Source organism: Alteromonas sp. S015, assembly GCF_036864485.1.
Classification (GTDB): Bacteria; Pseudomonadota; Gammaproteobacteria; order Enterobacterales; family Alteromonadaceae; genus Alteromonas.
Genome location: NZ_JAZETO010000014.1, coordinates 1 through 19,550, shown reverse-complemented (window position 1 = coordinate 19,550; position 19,550 = coordinate 1). Strand labels below are relative to the sequence as shown.

The 19,550-nt window shown below is 43.5% G+C and carries 21 protein-coding genes and 1 pseudogene; 16 read left to right on the top strand and 6 right to left on the bottom strand.

Annotated elements, in window-relative coordinates; genetic code table 11:
- Positions 1 to 5: 5 nt before the first annotated feature.
- Together V7R42_RS19630 and V7R42_RS19625 are read right to left on the bottom strand one after the other, a co-directional pair.
- Positions 6 to 686 carry a transglutaminase-like cysteine peptidase gene (locus V7R42_RS19630; RefSeq protein ID WP_334022359.1) on the bottom strand — a complete coding sequence of 227 codons (681 nt, stop codon included), beginning with the start codon at positions 684 to 686 and terminating at the stop codon, positions 6 to 8.
- 154 nt (positions 687 to 840) lie between these two features.
- Positions 841 to 2,001: a flagellar assembly protein T N-terminal domain-containing protein gene (locus V7R42_RS19625; RefSeq protein ID WP_334022358.1), complete on the bottom strand. Its 1,161-nt coding sequence runs from the start codon at positions 1,999 to 2,001 to the stop codon at positions 841 to 843.
- 308 nt (positions 2,002 to 2,309) lie between these two features.
- Here V7R42_RS19625 and V7R42_RS19620 point away from each other — a divergent pair, with 308 nt between their 5' ends.
- Positions 2,310 to 2,795, top strand: coding sequence for an LPP20 family lipoprotein (locus V7R42_RS19620; RefSeq protein ID WP_334022357.1), 486 nt, complete (start codon positions 2,310 to 2,312; stop codon positions 2,793 to 2,795).
- Positions 2,796 to 2,931: 136 nt separating this feature from the next.
- Here V7R42_RS19620 and flgN read toward each other — a convergent pair whose 3' ends face one another.
- The 3 genes from flgN to flgA form a co-directional block, all read right to left on the bottom strand.
- Positions 2,932 to 3,363, bottom strand: a complete 432-nt coding sequence (gene flgN, locus V7R42_RS19615) for a flagellar export chaperone FlgN (protein WP_334022356.1) — start codon at positions 3,361 to 3,363, stop codon at positions 2,932 to 2,934.
- A gap of 39 nt (positions 3,364 to 3,402) precedes the next feature.
- Positions 3,403 to 3,732 (bottom strand): flagellar biosynthesis anti-sigma factor FlgM, encoded by a 330-nt coding sequence (gene flgM / locus V7R42_RS19610; RefSeq protein WP_334022355.1) that lies wholly within the window; start codon positions 3,730 to 3,732, stop codon positions 3,403 to 3,405.
- 102 nt (positions 3,733 to 3,834) lie between these two features.
- Positions 3,835 to 4,551 (bottom strand): flagellar basal body P-ring formation chaperone FlgA, encoded by a 717-nt coding sequence (gene flgA, locus V7R42_RS19605; RefSeq protein ID WP_438823668.1) that lies wholly within the window; start codon positions 4,549 to 4,551, stop codon positions 3,835 to 3,837.
- 277 nt (positions 4,552 to 4,828) lie between these two features.
- Between flgA and V7R42_RS19600 the strand changes: the two genes are divergently transcribed.
- The 14 genes from V7R42_RS19600 to fliS all read left to right on the top strand — a co-directional run bounded on the left by V7R42_RS19600 (position 4,829) and on the right by fliS (position 18,288).
- The gene (locus V7R42_RS19600; protein ID WP_334022353.1) at positions 4,829 to 5,758 is read left to right on the top strand and encodes a chemotaxis protein CheV; all 930 of its coding nucleotides are present in this window, start codon (positions 4,829 to 4,831) and stop codon (positions 5,756 to 5,758) included.
- A gap of 15 nt (positions 5,759 to 5,773) precedes the next feature.
- A complete protein-coding gene (locus tag V7R42_RS19595) occupies positions 5,774 to 6,604 on the top strand; it encodes a CheR family methyltransferase (RefSeq protein WP_334022352.1) in 831 nt (276 codons plus the stop codon).
- A gap of 201 nt (positions 6,605 to 6,805) precedes the next feature.
- Positions 6,806 to 7,237 carry a flagellar basal body rod protein FlgB gene (gene flgB, locus V7R42_RS19590; protein WP_334022351.1) on the top strand — a complete coding sequence of 144 codons (432 nt, stop codon included), beginning with the start codon at positions 6,806 to 6,808 and terminating at the stop codon, positions 7,235 to 7,237.
- Positions 7,238 to 7,239: 2 nt separating this feature from the next.
- On the top strand, positions 7,240 to 7,662 hold the full coding sequence (gene flgC, locus V7R42_RS19585; protein ID WP_334022350.1) for a flagellar basal body rod protein FlgC: 423 nt from the start codon (positions 7,240 to 7,242) through the stop codon (positions 7,660 to 7,662).
- Between the two features lie 31 nt (positions 7,663 to 7,693).
- Positions 7,694 to 8,380, top strand: a complete 687-nt coding sequence (flgD, locus tag V7R42_RS19580) for a flagellar hook assembly protein FlgD (protein ID WP_334022349.1) — start codon at positions 7,694 to 7,696, stop codon at positions 8,378 to 8,380.
- Between the two features lie 14 nt (positions 8,381 to 8,394).
- A complete protein-coding gene (flgE, locus tag V7R42_RS19575; protein WP_334022348.1) occupies positions 8,395 to 9,783 on the top strand; it encodes a flagellar hook protein FlgE in 1,389 nt (462 codons plus the stop codon).
- Between the two features lie 224 nt (positions 9,784 to 10,007).
- On the top strand, positions 10,008 to 10,751 hold the full coding sequence (locus V7R42_RS19570) for a flagellar basal body rod protein FlgF (protein ID WP_334022347.1): 744 nt from the start codon (positions 10,008 to 10,010) through the stop codon (positions 10,749 to 10,751).
- A 46-nt stretch (positions 10,752 to 10,797) separates the two neighbouring features.
- The gene (gene flgG / locus V7R42_RS19565; RefSeq protein ID WP_334022346.1) at positions 10,798 to 11,586 is read left to right on the top strand and encodes a flagellar basal-body rod protein FlgG; all 789 of its coding nucleotides are present in this window, start codon (positions 10,798 to 10,800) and stop codon (positions 11,584 to 11,586) included.
- 11 nt (positions 11,587 to 11,597) lie between these two features.
- Entirely contained in the window at positions 11,598 to 12,278 is a 681-nt protein-coding gene (gene flgH / locus V7R42_RS19560; RefSeq protein WP_334022345.1) for a flagellar basal body L-ring protein FlgH, read from the top strand.
- Between the two features lie 22 nt (positions 12,279 to 12,300).
- On the top strand, positions 12,301 to 13,413 hold the full coding sequence (locus V7R42_RS19555) for a flagellar basal body P-ring protein FlgI (RefSeq protein WP_334022344.1): 1,113 nt from the start codon (positions 12,301 to 12,303) through the stop codon (positions 13,411 to 13,413).
- Between the two features lie 62 nt (positions 13,414 to 13,475).
- Positions 13,476 to 14,426 carry a flagellar assembly peptidoglycan hydrolase FlgJ gene (flgJ, locus tag V7R42_RS19550; RefSeq protein WP_334022343.1) on the top strand — a complete coding sequence of 317 codons (951 nt, stop codon included), beginning with the start codon at positions 13,476 to 13,478 and terminating at the stop codon, positions 14,424 to 14,426.
- Positions 14,427 to 14,442: 16 nt separating this feature from the next.
- Positions 14,443 to 16,521 (top strand): flagellar hook-associated protein FlgK, encoded by a 2,079-nt coding sequence (flgK, locus tag V7R42_RS19545; RefSeq protein WP_334022342.1) that lies wholly within the window; start codon positions 14,443 to 14,445, stop codon positions 16,519 to 16,521.
- 3 nt (positions 16,522 to 16,524) lie between these two features.
- Positions 16,525 to 17,751 carry a flagellar hook-associated protein FlgL gene (gene flgL, locus V7R42_RS19540; RefSeq protein WP_334022341.1) on the top strand — a complete coding sequence of 409 codons (1,227 nt, stop codon included), beginning with the start codon at positions 16,525 to 16,527 and terminating at the stop codon, positions 17,749 to 17,751.
- A 129-nt stretch (positions 17,752 to 17,880) separates the two neighbouring features.
- Positions 17,881 to 18,288 (top strand): flagellar export chaperone FliS, encoded by a 408-nt coding sequence (gene fliS / locus V7R42_RS19535; RefSeq protein WP_334022340.1) that lies wholly within the window; start codon positions 17,881 to 17,883, stop codon positions 18,286 to 18,288.
- Positions 18,289 to 18,361: 73 nt separating this feature from the next.
- On the opposite strand, the gene V7R42_RS19530 is transcribed toward fliS, so the two are convergent.
- Entirely contained in the window at positions 18,362 to 18,985 is a 624-nt protein-coding gene (locus tag V7R42_RS19530; protein WP_334022339.1) for a serine O-acetyltransferase, read from the bottom strand.
- Between the two features lie 460 nt (positions 18,986 to 19,445).
- Between V7R42_RS19530 and V7R42_RS19525 the strand changes: the two are divergent.
- Positions 19,446 to 19,550: pseudogene (locus V7R42_RS19525) on the top strand (flagellin); the annotation flags it as partial.

The window sequence follows — 19,550 nt, the reverse complement described above, 5'->3', positions numbered from 1 at the left end:
AACTCCTAGGACCTTCTACTAATCCCCTCTAATTTCATGCGCTCAATAACGTCACGCCACCGAGATAGTCTACTGGTAGACGAAGAAACCTGTGTCGCTTTGCCTGGTTGCCAAATACCTGAGTCGTTAAAGCTAAAAACAGGTATCAGGTCTGTGCGCTGTGAGCCGGGTAATACATTAGACACTAAGCTGTCCAACACTAACGGATCCGATGAAGGGGAATCATAGTATCCTAAAACCATATGTGCTTGTGTTACTCGACTTCTACCAATCTTTGCTTTTACATAAATTAAGCGAAGTTTGGAACTTTCAATACCTAAGTGTAGCAGAGCTACATATTTTGCAATGGCATAATCCTCACAATCTCCGCGAGAATGGCCAAAAAGTTCAGAAGGGGTTGCCCAGTAGTCTTTTTCTTTAAAGACGATATCGTCAGTAGCATATTGAATATGCTCATCAAAGAAAGCGTTTACACCAAGCAATTGATCTTTTACCCCCTTGCTTTCAAGAGCGTGTAGGGTAACTTCTAGCGCTGCAACGTGTGATGCTTTATCAGCGCCAAATTTATTTTTTACTTCCTGTTCAAGCTTTGGAAACTCGATTACATACTGATCCTTCATTTGCTGTCCAGCCAATAGCAAAGCCGCTAATGCCAAGCAGTGCGAAGCAAATAGAGAAAGGGTCATAAATTTATTATTTTAATTATACTAAAGTATAGGTGAGAGTAACTTTCTTCACCTAAAGTTTAAGTATAAATTGCCATACATTCTTATAGGTATAACACGTCTGTGTTGATTAACCAACCAAGATTAAGAGCGCATAAGTGGAATTTAAGAAAGACTATTTCTTAACCACAAAATCGTGTTCTTGAATGTTTGCCATCATTCCGGCACTTTCATTGACGACTAGCGATGAATTACCGAAGGCTTTAGTAACTACGAACTTGCCAGGGTATAGTGAATACTGTAAATATTTACGGCCACGATTATCGACAATTTCTTTGGCTTGATAAAGGAATAGTTCATCATTTTCAGAAATGCCATTATCCCTGCCTAGAGAAATTGAGATTTTATCGCCGGCAATATTTATCACTCTACCCGTGATTGGCTGACATGCAGTGGCTTCTTTTATGTCTTCGACCGCTTCTGCTATTGTTGCGTTGACTGTTTGGCCATAAAGGGACTGCCAAAATGTCGTCGAGAATTCATCCACATTTTCAAACCTGTCGAATGTCCATTCTCCCTGATTCTGATAAGACTTAGTTAGCAACAGGCCTCCATTAATACCGTCGTATACTTGAATGGTCATAGCAAATGCGCGTAGGGAAGTGCCGTCGCGCCACGGTGTAAATACCGACGGTTCTTTGTTAGTCATACTTAAATCATCTATAACACCTACTAACACGAATTGCGTATTGCTTTGCGCTGATAGAGTACGAATGTTTTCATCAGTATATCGACTGTCGAATTTCGCGGTATGGGGCGCGATGTAAGTAATGACTAAATTCTCTGTTTTATCGCGCATGGCCTGCGCAATTTGCTGAGTAATTGAAATGTCGAAATTTGGAATGTTACCTTGTGTCAATTGCGCTCTATTACGCACTCTGAAATGCGTCGTAGCGAAATGTTTTTGGTCTTCTTTTGCGGCACAAATTTTTTCCCTTGGAAAAATGTCGGCACGTATACTCACTGTAATTACATCACCGCTATACACTTCATCAACTAATTCCAACTGATCTACTTCACCGGTGGAGCGAATGGTCATCTCCTCATTTTTGAGAAGGCCGTTCGTTAGCTTAGCAACGCTATGAACCGATGCGCCTGCAAAAAGCATAGCTTGCTTCAGTGCTTCTTGGGTAGCCGCATGCCTTGCCGTTTCCTTATCGCCATTTCGTACCACCGCTTGACCCGTAGCTTCGTACCACACGGCATTTGCTTGCCCAACGAAAAATGCTAACAGGCAAACTACCGCCACGACAGCGTTAAAAATAGTGACTAGCATTGTTTTGCTAATAGGTCGCACCGCTCACCTCTAAAGATTTTCGATATCTGCGCTGTACAAAGCGCTCGGTTTATAGAAAGAGATATGCGAAAAGAGTGCCAATTGATGTGTTTGTACTGCTATTAAATCAAACGGGCGCGTATCTTGCACAGACTTCTATTAAGCGCTTTTATAAAAACGTCAATATAGATAGAGCGAAACGTGTTGTCGCACTTTTGGCGGTATTTCTCAAAAGCACTGCCACCATTAACGGAAGCAGGTTAATGGCATCATTAATTTGACTATTAATACAATTTGGAAATAAAACTATGTGCTTGAAATTTAAAAACAAATCAAAATCGCTGCTGCTGTCTTGCTTTCTTGGTTTAGCAATAAGCACTGGTGGATGCGGCGTTATTGATAAACATGTTGAGTGGGAAACTATAGAGCCAGAAACTTATCCAGTACTCAAAGCAGTAGGCTATGCACCTATTTCTTCCCAGCATGGTGAAAGTGACAGTATGAAGCTTATCATGGCGATGAAAGCGTCAAAATTAGATGCGTACCGAGAGCTAACTGAACAGGTATATGGTCAAAAAATTGAAGGCAACCAATCTCTTTCTCGTTTGGTCATAGACAGCGAAACATTACGTGCATCAGTAGAAGGGGTAATTAGAGGCGCTGAAGTCGTGAAAACCTATCCAGTCGGCGAAGATACCTACGTTACTGAACTTGCACTAGATATGCAGCAGGTTTACGACATTTATTTGACGACCGCAAAACCGCGCCGAGTGAAAGATGTGAAGTATTACTAGACACTTGCTAAGAGGCGGTTCCCGCAGATAATTGTTTTTTGAGAACGGTTGAAAGACGCGAAATATGTATTGGGGGTATAAATCTCGTTCACAGGTGTAAAACTAAAGGACTATCGTTACTGAGAAGAGCAGAACGTCAAGCGCTAACTCCTGAGCCTAACGTACCGCCTTTAGGTTTTCCTTTTTTGTCGTACGTAAGCGATTCTTTGGCGCGTACTTCCATCATCAAGTTGCGTAAGTGTGTGAGGCGTAGCTGTCCTTGCTCAACGGCTTTTTGATTTACTTGAGTGCGGTATTTACAATCGTCTAGGTGTTTCTTTGCGTCGGACATTAATGTTTCTTCTTCTTCCGACATTGAATTTTGGTCGCTGATAGTACGTTCGATACGTCCATCGAGAGCCTGAATAGACGTCAATAGCGCTGTCTTTTCATCTAATAATTTCATCAAAGATTCTGCATCTCGCGAACTGATAAGTTGCAATTCCTTTTCAAGCAATCCGGCAAGCAAAGACAACTGCTCAACTTGCTTTGTAAGTGCTTGTGTTAATTGGCTTGCTTGTTCAGTCACATCAGATCTCTTTACATTAATTACGTGTATTGTCGCTCACTATTTAGCGCCAAATATTTCGCCTTCAAGTTTTGCAATCTTATTAGCAAGCACTTCAGGATTAACCTTATAGTCACCGCTTTGAATCGCGCGTTTAAGGCGATCGACTTTTTCTTGGTTCACAGGCGCTTCAGAGCCTTTTTTCTGCACTTGATTGAGCTGTTGAGCAGATTGCGTTAACGACACAGAATCTTGGCGCGGAACCGAAGCGGCTTGCGCAGCTTGTGCCGAAGCCTGCTGAGAAGATTGTTGCGTCTGATTTTGTTGCGCAACCTTCCCGTTATCAACGGGTGTTTTGGGTAACCCATTGTTTATATTGTTAATTGCCATAATTAGTCCTCACTACTTTTTCGCCTCTGTACTTTATATCGGCCTTTTGGCCGCTTTCTTTAGCTAAATCGTGAACAAAAAAGTAGATATTCACTGCCCCATTTACAAGTGTATCACGACTTCTTCAGGGCTTGCGACTCTTGCTATCACCATCTTTTGGCTACTGGCATTAATTACCTTAATATTGTCACCAACGATACCGTCTTGTTGAGCGATTCCAGCTGTTTTAACTTCCATCCCTGCTATCTCTGCGGTGATGGTAATCCTATCGCCTTTACATACAAAGCATAGCATATTTGACTGTATAGCTTGTCCGCCTGTCACGCGGCGCTTTATTCTTGCTCCAATAAGTGCCTCTTGCTCACTAAACACTGTGTGGCGAAGCCGCCTTACATCAACTTTTGCCATAGAAAGATTCGATGATGTCAGCACAGTGCCAGGGCTTATTGCTCCTTGGGTGACAACGATTTCTTTGGTACGTGTAACCTGCCCACTGGTGAAAAGGTACCATTCATTATTTCTACAGCTCACCCGTACTGAAATATACGATTGACTCAAGGCCTCTTTTGACGCGTTATATTCAAATCCGGTTGGGCAGTCAGGAATATTTATCCTATCGTCTATCTTCACAATAGACACATCAATGCTAGTATCCTTTGTGTTATCAGCGAGTTGTGTTATTAGGTATTGTTTTGCGCCTTCTTCAACTCGTTTGTGATTGGTTTGTGTTGCTAAGCAGTTTATTGAGAGCAAGCTGCAAACAGTCAATGACAGTAATCGTGTGATGGTTGGGCGCGTCTTGGCGTTCATATTTTTCATCATGACTTTTCGTGTTCAGTTTACAAGTTATTGACTATGCTTAATACGGCTGGTTTGCTTTGTGCAAATTCAAAACAGCCTAAGTAAACCTTTAAGGTTTAAAAGCACGAGCGTTAACGCAGGTCGATTGTTTAGAGAAAGGGTTAAAGCCTTCTTAAAACTGAAAAATGCTATTTAGTGTCATTTTTCTGTCGTTTGACCTGCAAAAATTTAGTGATATTGTCTATCTTTATCAGAAGAGGCAATGATCATGCCCAGTATTACTTAGAGGTGACCTATGTCGGGGATTTTAGATTCAGTAAACCAGCGCACGCAGCTTGTTGGGCAGAATCGCTTAGAGTTGTTGCTGTTTAGACTGAACGGCCGCCAACGCTTTGGAATTAATGTTTTTAAAGTGCGGGAAGTGCTTCAGTGTCCTCCACTCACAGCAATGCCCAAATTGAATCCGTTGGTACGTGGTGTGGCGCACATTCGTGGTCAAACTATCTCGGTTATCGATTTGAGTATGGCGACTCGCGGCCGTAAAATTGAAGACCTCTCTAACGCCTTTATTGTTATTGCAGAATATAACCGCTCTGTTCAAGGTTTCTTGGTGGGGGCTGTAGAACGCATCATTAATACTAATTGGGATGCAATTATGCCGCCACCTCAGGGCACTGGCAGAGCAAGTTATTTAACCGCAGTGACTGAAGTTGAGAATGAACTTATTGAAATTCTAGATGTTGAGAAAATTTTGAATGAAATTTCTCCGTTGAATGCCGAAGTAAGTTCAGAAGTTGCGGAAGGCCTTACAACTGAAGGTCAAGAGAACAAAATTATCTTTATTGCTGATGATTCAGCGGTAGCGAGAAATCAAGTTAAAAAGGCACTGACTTCTCTGGGTCTAGAGATTGAACTTGCTAAAAACGGCCTAGAAGCATTAAACAGGCTCAAACAAATTGCGGAAGAGTACGGTGATGTGACAAACCGTGTTGGCGTACTGGTCTCCGACATTGAAATGCCGGAAATGGACGGATATACACTCACCGCTGAAATTAAGAATACGCCTGAGCTGCAAAAGCTCCATGTTGTATTGCATACGTCGCTAAGTGGTGTTTTTAACCAAGCTATGGTGCAGAAAGTGGGGGCAGATGACTTTATCGCGAAATTCCATCCCGATGAACTTGCTACAGCGGTACAAAAGTGGCTGATGACAGAATGCGAATAACGGAGCAAGACAGGATTGGCTAATAAAGACGTTTCGCCAGCAAGTTACGTAAAGTTTAGAGAGTTTTTGGAAAAGCAATGCGGCATAGTATTGGGTGAAAGTAAACAATACCTGGTGCGCAGCCGTTTAGCTTCATTGCTCTTCAAGCACAAATATGAATCGGCTGACGAACTGATAGACGTGGTGGTGAAGGGGTTCGACAGAGCCTTGCTTCAGGACGTAATCGACGCTATGACCACAAATGAAACCTTGTGGTTTCGAGACAACTACCCCTTTGATTTACTTGTAAATGAGTTACTACCAGCAATATCGACAAAAAATCAAAAGATCCGAATTTGGAGCGCGGCCTGTTCGTCTGGGCAAGAACCGTACTCCATCGCCATGTCTGTACTTGAATACCAGCGTCAGCGGCCTGGTGCATTGAGGGCGGGTATTGAGATTGTAGCCACGGATTTGTCATCAGAAATGCTGCAAAAATGTGAGTTAGGTATTTATGACGAGTTGTCTTTGGCGAGAGGCTTATCCCCGCATCGGAGACAGGCCTTTTTCCAAAAAAATGAAAGTGGACTTATGCAGGTAAAATCCGACGTTCGTCGCATGGTCAGCTTCAGAAGTTTAAATTTACTTTCAAGCTATGCCGCACTTGGCCGCTTTGACATAGTGTTTTGCCGAAATGTATTAATTTATTTTTCTGCTGAAGTGAAACAGCGGATCCTGCAACAAATTGCCGGACAGTTGCAGCCTCAGGGTGTGCTATTCCTTGGCGCATCGGAATCTATCAGTGCTGCGAGTGATATATACAGTATGGTTAAGTGTCACCCTGGCCTTTACTATCAGAAAAAATAATCTAAGTTACTGGACTGATTAATAAAGCTTTTAATTGTTTAAGTTGAAACTAAGACGTCCATTTCCCCCCGTCAAAATCTAATTTTGGCATCAGCCTTGCAAACTATTTCACAAGCGACAGTAAATCGGCAAAAGTCTCACTTTTAAATGCTCATTTAGATTGTCAACACGAAATGTTTTAAGTATGTCAGAGGTCATGTTATGGCTATTAACCTAGATAAACTGGTGGGCTTTCACGCGTCAGCGCTCAGTATACGTACCGAGCGTATGGAAGTGATTGCCGGAAATCTGGCCAACGCAAATACGCCTGGTTATAAAGCGCGAGACATCGATTTTAATAAAGCTATGCAGTCAGCAATGCGAGAGACATCGGGCAGTTCAACAGGGCATTCCTCGAAAATGGTGCGAACCAATGAACGCCACCTAAGCGGCAATTCAACGTCAGTAGCGGCAAACTTTGACATGCAGTACCGCATTCCAACTCAACCAGACACCGGTGACGGTAACACGGTAGAAGTTCAGGCGGAAAGAAACCGATTTTTAGATAATGGAATGCGCTACCAGGCTAGCCTTGAATTTTTGAATGGTAAAGTTAAAGGCATGAAAAAAGCACTCAGCTCAGGAGGTCAATAGTCATGGGTTTATTTAACGTAATGCAAATTTCGAGTACGGGTATGGAAGCGGAAAATGTGCGTCTAAATACCACGGCAAGTAATATCGCCAACGCAAACTCAGTAAGCAGCAGCTATGACGAAACTTACCGAGCTCGACACCCTGTTTTTGCAACAGCATTACAAGACGCTATGCGTGATCAGTCGAAAGGTGCAGGTGTACAGGTTAAAGGTATTGTGGAAAGCGACGCACCGCTTAATGTGGAGTACTCGCCGAATAACCCAATGGCAGATGAAAATGGATACATCTATAAGCCGAACGTTAATATTGTCGAAGAGATGGCAAACATGATGTCAGCGTCGAAAGCGTATGAAACAAACGTACAAGTAGCGGATACCACTAAGCGAATCTTTCGCCGCGTACTGCAGTTAGGTCAAGGGCAGTAATTTGCCGCTTGAATAATGTGAGGATTAATCAGTGAACACCATAAACAATACCGGCTTAAATACTGATCTTTATTGGCAGGAAGAAACTGTCAAAATCGCCGATGGTACCGAGCAACAGTTAACGCAGGAAGATTTCTTTTCAATGTTGACTGAACAGCTTGCTAACCAGGATCCGACTGCACCGGTTGACAATGATCAAATGGTGGCGCAGATGACGTCATTTACTATGGCTGACGGGATCTCGCAGCTTAACGAAAAATTCGAATCCTTTGCGGCTTCAATGACATCAAATCAAGCGTTACAAGCGTCGAGTCTCATCGGTCAAAACGTGCTAGTTCAAGGTAATGTTGGCTATATGGCAAATGAAGGTGATGGGATCTCAGGCGTCATTGTGAACGAGAAAACGGTTCAAAACATGACGATTAGCATTGAAAATCAGTTCGGGGAAGTAATTAAAACCATTGATGCAGGCACACAGAGTGCAGGTAACATTGAGTTTGAATGGGATGGCAAAGATAAACATGGCAACCAAATGGCAGCAGGTGAATATGTTATCAGTGCTACTGCAGAGTTGAACGGTGAAGGTGTGCAGCTTAGCACTGCCGTTAATCGTCATGTTGGAAGTGTAAGCTTGGCCGGCAGCGGTCAGGGCGTAATTTTGAATTTGGATGGTGATGTCAGTATCAATCTTGATGACGTCATTCAAATCGGCAGTTAGTAGGAGAATCAACAATGTCTTTTAATATTGCACTGAGTGGCGTATCAGCCGCACAAAAAGATTTGGATGTAACCGCCAACAACATCGCAAACGTAAATACGGTTGGCTTTAAAGAATCGCGTGCTGAATTCGGTGATGTATATGCAGCATCACTTTTGGCAGGTGGTAAAACAAAAGTGGGTGACGGTGTACTAACTCAAGAGGTTGCACAGCAGTTTTCTCAGGGTAGCCTTCAATTCACTAACACAGCGTTAGATTTAGCAATTACAGGGAATGGTTTCTTTGCGACAGTGCCTGAAATTACGTCGCGCGACTTCTCTTTTACCCGAGCGGGTCAGTTCAAGCTGGACGCCGACAATTTTGTAGTGAATAGCAACGGCGATAACTTGCTGGGTTTCCCAGTTAACTCTGATGGTACAAGCGCTTCGGTTGCCCTTAGTACCACTGAACCTGTGCGTATTCCTGACTCTTCTGGTTCTCCGCAAGCCACAACTGAAGTTGACATCAGAATGAACTTGCCAGCTGGAGATACAGCAATAAACCCAGCTAACTTTGATCCCACTGATCCACTTACTTATAACGCGGCAACCTCCGTTACTGTCTATGATTCACTTGGTGACAGTCACGTAATGACCTATTATTTTATCAAAGATAATGCTGCGGCGAACGAGTGGTATGTTGCTACCGCTATAGACGATACATTAGTTAACCAAGTGGATTCAGCCGATCCGGGCTTACCTTTAGCGCCAGGCGATCCTGGTGTTGTAAACAGCGTGGGAACAGGAACTAATGCAGTCACTGCCTCTAAGCTTGTTTTTTCGGCGGGCGGTGACTTTATTGCAATGGAAACACCAGATGGAAACCCATCGGTAGATAATAAAATCCAAACAGTTGAACTCGGTGCTGGTATTCTCAGTAATGGCTCTGATGCTACTCAGCAAATTAAAATAGACTTCAACTTAAATCCAACGTTAGCTACACCCAATGAACCTTCGCAGTTTGCGTCAGCTTTCGAAGTAACGTCACTTGAGCAAGACGGTTTGCCAGTAGGCCGACTCACAGGTATTGACATTGGTCCTGATGGCTTAGTTCGCGCTACGTTCTCAAATGGGACGTCAGAACCTATTGTTCGTGTCGCGTTAGTTCGCTTTTCTAACGAACAAGGTTTAACCCAAGAGAGCAGCACACAGTGGAAGGAAAGTATTCTTTCAGGTGAAGCCTTAGCAGGCGAAGCAACAACGGGTACGTTTGGCGAAATTAACTCTTCTGCCCTTGAACAGGCGAACGTTAACTTAACCACTGAGCTAATCGACATGATTATTGCTCAACGAAACTTCCAGGCAAATTCACGTGCGCTTGAGGTAAACAACTCGCTGAACCAAACTATCCTGAACATTCGATAGAATATAGTCAGCCTCGTTAGCAAGTCGCTAACCGGCAATTTTCAGGCGCGTAAAATCGCCTTATTTTAACCCCATTTAGAAAGGTCGCAAATTTGCGGCCTTTTTATTTTTCTATACATATCAATTGACTATGTTTCATATTTTTTAGTTTCACTAAATATCCACAGGTTGGCACTGCCTTTGCAAAATCTTGTTTAAGGTTTAATCAGAGTCAAAAGTCAGTCATGGACAAACTTCTCTATATCTCAGCAAGTGGCGCTTCCCAAGACCTGTTAGCAACAGGGATTCGGGCCAATAACTTGGCTAATGCACAGACAACGGGTTTTAGAGCTCAACTTGAGCAGGCAAGGTCAATGCCGGCTTACGGCGAAGGTTTGCCGACCCGTGTGTTTTCAATGACTGAGAGCCCGTCCAATAATTACGAGTCGGGTCCGATGATTAAGACAGACCGCGATTTAGATGTGGCGATTCAAGGTGATGGTTGGTTTGCAGTTCAAGATCAAAATGGGCAAGAAGCTTATTCACGTGATGGCAACTTTAAATTGGGCGACGACGGAATTTTGACAGATATTCATGACCGTGTCGTACTTGGCGACAACGGACCTATATTTCTTCCTGTACCTTTGGACAATCTAAACATTGCCGCCGACGGTACATTGTCAATGAGACAGTTAGGTGCGCCGGCCAACGTTATCGAGGAAGTAGGACGACTAAAGCTAGTGAGCCCTAATTATGCCGATATGGAACGGGGCAATGATGGCTTGTTTAGAATGGAAGATGGTTCGATAGCACCTGCCAATGCCAACGTTAAGGTAATGTCAGGGATGCTTGAAGGCTCGAATGTTAACGCTGTAGACGAGATGGTTGACATGATAAGCCTACAGCGTCACTACGAGCTTCAAGTCAAAATGATGAAGCAAGCTGAAAAACTAGATCAAAGTGGCAATGCGTTATTACGCATTCTATAAACAAATTTTTATCATCGTTGCACCATGAGCAACGTCGGAGGTTAACATGCATCCAGCACTATGGATAAGTAAAACCGGACTAGACGCCGCACAGACCGATGTGGCAGTGGTTTCCAATAACCTAGCCAATGCATCAACCGTAGGCTTTAAAAAAGACCGCGCGGTGTTTGAAGATTTGCTTTATCAGAACATTAATCAGCCGGGCGGTCGTTCGTCAGCTGACACGGAGTTACCTTCTGGGCTTATGCTTGGCTCAGGGTCAAAAGTAGTTGCTACACAAAAAGCACACACGCAAGGTAACTTGCTTACCACAGAAAACGCCCTTGATATGTCAATTCAGGGCCGTGGTTATTTTGAAATTTTGCAGCCAGACGGCACTATTGCCTACACGAGAAACGGCCAGTTTTCACTTAATGATCAGGGCCAAATCGTTACATCGGGCGCGGGCTTTTTGCTTCAGCCTGAAGTGGCTATTCCCGAAGATGCACAACAAATCACTATTTCTCAAGATGGTGAAATTAGTGTAAGCATACGGGGCCAAGCTGAACCGCAGGTGTTAGGTCAGCTGAATATTTCTGACTTTGTTAATCCAACCGGACTGCAACCAACTGGACAAAACCTTTATGTTGAGACAGCGTCAAGCGGTGCACCTATTCAGGGTATTCCTGGCTTGCAAGGTCTAGGTTATATCTCTCAAGGCACGTTAGAGACGTCTAATGTAAACGTGACTGAAGAGCTAGTAAACCTAATTGAAAGCCAGCGTTTGTATGAGATGAACTCAAAAGTTATCTCATCAGTTGACCAAATGCTTGGTCAGGTTATTCAGCAACTTTAGTAGGTAGCATCATGCGTATTTTAGGTTTATCTGCTGCACTACTTGTACTTGGCGGTTGCGCAAGTACAAACGAGCCCCCTGTTCAGGCAAACGATCCTTCATTTGCGCCTGTAGTGCCAGATTACCCTCGTGAAACGGTAATAGAAGATGGCTCGCTATTCCGTTCGCAATTAGCTAACAACTTGTACTCTGACGTTACCGCAAGAAGGGTAGGCGACATCATTACTGTAACATTGAGCGAGAATACGCAAGCGAGTAAATCTGCTGATACCAGCACAGCTAAAGATTCAAACGTTAATCTTAACCCTATTACTGGGCTTGCTGGGCAGGCGATAAATATCGGTGGGGAGTCCGTTCAGTTGGGTATCAGTTCTTCTCGAGACTTCTCCGGTGACGCTACGGCTAACCAAAGCAACAGCTTGAATGGTGCTATATCAGTTACTGTCGTCGACGTGCTTCCTAACAGCAACCTTGTTATACGCGGGGAAAAATGGCTAACCCTAAATCAAGGTGATGAATACATTCGTCTTACCGGCATTATTCGTCCGGCGGACATTAGCCCCGAAAATGAAATAGTGTCTACCAAGGTCGCCAATGCACGTATCCAATATTCTGGCACTGGAAGCTTTGCTCGGGCGCAAGAAAAGGGTTGGTTAACCAAGTTTTTTGATTCTGCTTGGTGGCCTCTTTAGATTTTGAGATAGGAGAGTGAATATGCGTTTATTTTCAGTAGTATTAGCCGTTTTCACCGTGCTTTTATCTTCGCAGGCGGGCGCACAACGTATTAAAGACGTGGCAAGTATTCAAGGCGTTCGTAGTAACCAATTAGTGGGCTATGGCCTCGTAGTAGGTTTACCAGGTACGGGGGAGCAAAGCCCTTTCACTGAACAGAGTTTCAGAACCATGTTGCGTAATTTCGGTATAAGTTTAGATGCGAATACTAAGCCAAAGATCAGAAACGTAGCGGCAGTTGCGGTGCACGCAGACCTGCCTGCCTTTGCGAAGCCGGGACAAACCATTGATATTACAGTTTCGTCAGTGGGTGAGGCGTCGAGTCTTCAAGGTGGAACGTTACTTCAAACGTTTCTTCGCGGTGTGGACGGTAAAGTGTATGCCGTGGCGCAAGGTAGCTTGGTCGTTAGCGGCTTTGGTGCACAGGGCGGCGATGGGTCTCGTATTGTGGTTAATACGCCTACAGTTGGCCGAATTCCCAATGGCGCAATGGTTGAGCAGTCTGTGCCTAGTGGCTTTGCAAATGGCGATACGTTAACACTTAACCTTCATTATCCAGATTTCTCCACAGCAAAAGCACTAGCCGATACCATTAACGAGCGTTTGGGCGCACAACCCGAAAACGGCTACCTTATTGCTAAACCTATTGATGCGGCGTCTGTACGTGTTACAGCCCCCCGTGATGTGGGTCAGCGCGTGGGCTTTTTGGCTACCCTAGAGAACTTCGAATTTACACCAGCAGATGCGCCTGCACGTGTTGTGATAAACAGCCGTACGGGCACTATTGTGATTGGCAGCGATGTACGTTTATTACCAGCGGCAATTACGCACGGCGGCTTAACCGTGACTATTTCTGAAAATCAGCAAGTTTCTCAACCTAATGCATTCGGCGAGGGTGAAACTGTAGTCACCACGCAATCAATAGTAGATGTCGATCTAGCAGATAGCAGGATGTTTAAGTTTGAGCCTGGCGTAACCCTTGACCAACTTGTGCGCGCAGTAAATGAGGTGGGTGCTGCACCGGGCGATTTGATGGCAATTTTAGAAGCATTACGTCAAGCGGGCGCTTTACGTGGTGAACTCGTCATCATTTAAAACGAGCTATAGCATTTACGAGACTTGAGCAAAAGAATAAGGTCACAGCGGAAATAAGCACGATGGAATCACTAAGCACAAAAAATCAGCTTGATATGGCACGCAATGTCCATGACTTGGGCAGCATAAACAAAATGCGTGAAGCCATTGCATCGGGCGATGAAACAGTATTGCAAGAAGCTGCTCAGCAGTTTGAAGCAATATTTGTGCAGATGATGCTGAAGTCTATGCGAAAAGCGCAAGACGCGCTTGCTGATGAAAATAGTCCATTTAATTCACAGCAAGTCAAATTCTATCGTGATATGCACGACCAGCAGCTCGCAGCAGATCTCACTTCAGGCGGTGGCTTAGGTCTTGCTGATGTTATTGTTAAGCAATTGGGGCAAACCGAAAATAGCTATACCCCTGCCAGTGTTATAAGAAGTGATGGCGACATTTCGTCACTTAACAGAAATCGTGTGTACAACGTGGTTGAAGCGCAGGATATTGCGGTTTCTTCACAATCTATTCGTAGCCAGTCGGCAAAAAAAGATGCCATGTTTGAAAGCCCTGAACAGTTTGTAGAAAGCTTAATGCCAATAGCCGAAAAGGTGGCAGCGAAATATGGAATGGATGCTAAAGCGATAATTTCCCAAGCTGCGGTTGAAACAGGGTGGGGGAAATTTGTTATCCATAAAGCAGATGGAGAAAGCTCACATAACTTATTTGGCATCAAAGCAAGTAAGGGATGGCAAGGAGAGCAGGCTGTAGTCGATACACTGGAATTCAAAAATGGACTACCGCAAAAACAAAAAGCTGCTTTTAGGTCTTATCCGTCAGTAGAAGATGCCATGGAAGATTATGGACGTTTTATTACATCACAGCCTCGCTATAGTCATGCTGTCGAAAATGCTTCTAACGCAACGCGTTATACCCACGCGCTTCAAGAGGCGGGCTACGCTACTGACCCTGAATACGCAAGCAAAATAATGGCAGTGTATAACAGCGACCGTCTTAGCACGTTAATGCCATAGCATTGGAGATTAGATTGTGAGTTATGTTGATTTATTTTCACTAGCGAGCAGTGGTGTTAACGCCAGCAGCAAGCTGTTGCAAACCACAAGTAACAACATTGCAAACGTGAATACTCCGGGCTATGTTCGCGAGCGTACTGAGCTCAAAAATAGCCATGTTTTCGGTGTAGAGATAGGGAACACAGAACGCATTATCAACGTTTTTGCGCAAAATCAATTGCGCAGGGATATCACCTCGGTAGGCGAACTTGAGTCATTTTCTCAAAAAACTTCTACTATCGATAATCTGCTGGCAAGCGAATCAAGTTCAGTAACAAATGGGTTAAGTGGATTTTTTGCAGCGTTACAAACCGCAGCTGATGACCCTACAAACCTTGCATCAAGAGAAGTGGTTTTGAGTAAGTCTGAGTCTCTTTTTCAAAGAATGAAGACGTTATCTGACTTCATGGTGCAAAAAGAAAACGAGTTAAATCTAGAATTCAATTCACTGATTGAACGCGCTAATACACTAATTGGCAACATTGGCGATCTGAATAAAAATATTGTAGTGGCGTATGGAAACAGTACGTCTGACCAGCCCAGTGCACTGCTAAATGAAAGAGATAAAGCTATTGATGAACTCGCTTCCATTATGGGTATTACCGTTCAAGAGAGTCGCTCTCAAAACGGTGCGGTTACTGTTAATCTTACTTCCGGTGAGTCTTTGGTATTAGAAAACGGTGAGTTCAATCTTTTTGAGACTACCACAAATGCAGACCTGTTATTTAAAGAGTTAACGTTACAAACTGATCACAGAAACCCCGATAAAGGTGATGCGTCTATTCCTGTTATCGAAAGTGAAATGGGAGGCGCTCTGGGTGGTTTATTTCGCTACAGAAACGAAATACTAGGTCCAGCAATACGCGATTTAGGCCAGATTTCTATTGCTTTTGCAGACGCCATGAACAGCCAAAATAAGCTCGGAATGGACTTAGATGGTCAGTTGGGAGGCAATATTTATGACATTCCCACTTTCCATGGTTTGCCTTATGAAGATACCACGGGAAACTACAATGTAACTGCTCAACTTGTAGAGGGTAAAGGTGCAGAGCTAACCGATGCAGATTACAAAATTGAAGTGACGGCAGTCACCGCCGGGGTTCCTACTGCTATCACTCTTACTTTGTTAAATCCAGACGGTACAGTTAAGACCGATGGAAGTGGTGCCGACCTCGAGTTCGTTGGTTTACCGGTTACAGGGGGAGTGATTGAGCTAACCGGTGGTATTGAGGTTGACTTTTCGGGCCCGGATCCTTACGTTGTGGGTAACGAATTTCTTATTCAGCCGACTAAAACTGCTGCTTCAGATATTAGCCTTGCTACCAATCGTCCAGAGGATTTAGCATTTGCGAATCCGGCTCGAGTACAAGAGAGCTTATCAAACTTGGGCAGCGCCAGTGTTACAAGCGTGGTGACAACCAATACGAGTACCGCAGGTGGCGTAGGCGACTCTGCGTTTGACGGCGCTCAAGATATTGATGCAACGGCACCGCGAAGAATTACGTTCACCTCGGCCAATAGCTATCAAATATTTGATGACAGTAACAACTTATTGGCGACAGTAACCGGTGCGACTGATCTGAACAACTTAATTCAACAAGCCAAAGACGCCACAGGTATATATGCTGGGTTTGACGATTATCCAGGTTACGATTTTAGTCTAGAGGGAATTCCCCAGCCCGGTGATAGCTTTGTCATCGAATACAATAAAAACGGTTTTAATGACAACAGCAATGCACTTGAGATGGCGAGTTTGCAAAATGATGGAAAGGTGCAAGTCAGTAGTGAGTCTACTAACAAGGCTCGAACCTTTCAGGATGCATACGCGTCGTTGGTGGGCAGAGTTGGCGAAGATGCATCGACCGCTAATATCTCGCTTACTTCTGCTGAAGCGATGAAAGTACAGTCAAAAAATTGGTTTGATTCTGTTTCTGGAGTAAGCTTAGATGAAGAAGCTGCAAGTTTAATTAAGTATCAGCAAAGTTATGCTGCAGCGGCACGTATTTTAAGTACAGCTCAGGAATTGTTCAATACTATTTTGCAGTCAGCAAGGTAAACTATGCGTATATCGACGAATCAAATCTATGATCAAAGCATGCGCTCGATTTTGAATAATCAGGCGGATCTGGCAAAGACTCAAGCCCAGTTATCATCGGGCAAACGACTTCTCACTCCCAGTGACGATCCGGTGGGAGCCGCAAAAGTGTTGCGGCTCACTGAAGAGATTGATGAATTGGCGCAATTTCAGCGCAATAACGATTTGGTTCGAAGCTCTTTAGAATTACAAGAAGCTGTACTTACAAATATTACCGATTCAATTAATAAAGCTAGAACATTGGTCATCCAAGCGGGAAATAGTTCATTAGATTCATCTGACAGGGCTACCATCGGTGAAGAACTCGAACAATTAAAATTTGAGCTTCTCGATTTGATGAATACACAAGATGAGAATGACAACTATCTTTATTCAGGATTTCAATCTTCGCAGCCGGCTTTCGCATTGAATCCAGCTGCAGCCGGCAATGCAATTACCTTTCAAGGTGATACGGGGGTGAGTTATATACAACTCTCTACTAGTTCGAAGGTACAGGCTACGAGCAACGGCTATGATGTATTTGAAAATGTCTTTTCCCGGTTTAAATTCTCGGTTGACAGCGTCAATGGCGGCACCGCTTTAGACAGTGCTGCCGTCAAACAACAGGGCGCATTTGATATTTTTTACAATGCCAATTACGACCCCGTAACGCCTGCAAATAACGATTATCAAATTAATTTTCTAGCTGGCAATCAAGCTGAATTGGTACACGTTGGCTCAGGGACGGTCGTAGAGACGGTCGCCTTTAACTCGGGGGAAGCCTTTTCGATTAAAGGAATGGAGTTTAAAGCCACAGCGGCACCTGGTGACAGTATAGATATTTCACTTAACCCGCCAGAAAAAAAGAGTATGGCGCAGACGTTACATGATGTTCAGGCAATATTAAAAGACCCCACCATTACCAACCAAGCATTAGAAGAGGCCATTGCAGATGCTTTAGTTGGGTTGGACAACGGCATGGAAAAAATGTCTTTTGAGAGAACTTCATTAGGCAGTAGATTGAATATTGCACAGAATAATTATGATACTAACGTGGATATGGAGATAGCTGCAAAAGTCGCAAAAGGAGCAATTGAAGATTTGGACTACGCTGCAGCGTCAACAGAATTCGCTAAACAAGAAGCTGCTTTGAGTGCGGCACTCGCGACGTTTCCTCAAGTCAGCAATTTGTCCTTATTTAACTACATCTAGAATTTATGTTCATTAGAAAAGGCTTGAGTTTTTTCTAAAGGTTGTGAATTAACAGTCGATATTGTTATTTAGAATGGTAATAAGCCACCTGACTAAGCTCAGGCCATAGATAGAAAAATTGGAGTTGCTATGTCATTAAAAGGCATCAATGCTTATAAAAAGGGTTCTCTGAAGCAAGAAATATCCACAGCTGATCCTCATAAGCTGACGCTTCTTTTATTGCAGGGGGCATTGGATAGAATTGCTTATGCAAAAGGTGCAATTGAACGTAAGGACTTTGAGGCAAAATCGGAAAATATTACCAAGGCCGTGTCTATCTTAGTTTATTTAAGAGATACCTTAGATATGGATGTGGGTGGGGAAGTAAGTAATAACTTACTTGCTTTGTACAGCTACATTATCGACCGCATAAATGAAGCGCATATGAGTAATCTTGTATCCTCATTAGACGAGTCTTACAGCTTGCTCGAGCCTATCCGAGATGCATGGGTTCAAATTCCTGAGAGTGCGAAACAAGAAGCGTACGCGCAACGGTAATCTCAACAGGTAATATAGAAATATGCAGCTCCAACCTTCGCGCTTCTCAAAAACATAGCTCGTTAACCTGACGCTATTTCATCGAAATTCGCTTTGCTGGAGCGCCAGCGTACACTGCATCTGATTCTACACTTTTTAGTAAAACCGAGTTAGCGCCTATTTTGGCGTTGTCACCAATCGTGATGTCACCGAGAATGCTGGCGTTTGCGAAAATAGTCACATTATTGCCAATGGTGATGGTTTCATTGGGACTGTTAGTGTTTTTTTGTCCAAGGGTAACCCCCTGATGGATGACGAAGTTGTCTCCAATCTTAAAACGCGGGCCGATCACAATGCCGAACCCGTGTTGAATATTAAACCCCTTACCTATTTCCGTGCTGTAATAAATTTCCGATCCGGTTCTTCGCCTCATTACACTTGCTAGATAAGGCAAGAGTGGGTTGTCTGGATTATCCAGAAAAATTAATCGTTCCAGTCGGTAAAAGAATACCGCTTCAATAGTGGGCTCTGTTTGCAGCAAGGGCAACAGACCTTCCCAGCTATTTAAACGTAGCTTTCCCTGATATTTGGCGTTGGTGTCGAAAAGTGTTTGTTCAATGGCTGGCGAAAGGTAAGAGTTAATCGATGCTAGTTGATTAGGGTAGTCGATATAGCAAGTTTTTAAACAAAATCGTATGTAGTTTAAAGCAGTATGCATATTCAATGTGTACTCTGTTGAAGAGAGATGACATATCGATTATGTCAAATATTAACGCAAGAACAAATTGATATTTTTGCCGGTTAAAGTAGAGCATCATGTATGTAAAGGGAGGCATGATGTCGCAAATAAAAGAGGTGAGCCTAAAATATTTGTGTACGGTATTAGGCCACGTTTCGAAACAGTGTTGTCAAATTTTAAATTGATAGACACAAAGTACGGTTGTGATTGAGTCAAACATACAAAATACAAGCTTTTACCTTGCTTTAAGTGTCTGAATAGGCTGGGTTAATTTCTTTTTTCGTATTTTTCTTCAAATTCTTGCAAAAAAATATCAAGTAATTTTTCTTCTTGCCGTTACATAAATTGTCAGGGGGTGAGAGCCCAGACAATTAAGAGAGAGATTCGGTTGGGGGTGAGAGCCCAACCGCTTTCACCAATGTGAGTGAGGAGAGAAACAATGGCTTTATATGTAAATACAAATGTTAGTTCACTAAATGCCCAGCGTCAACTAATGAGTTCTAGCTTAGGCTTAGACCAAGCTTTCCAACGACTGTCATCGGGC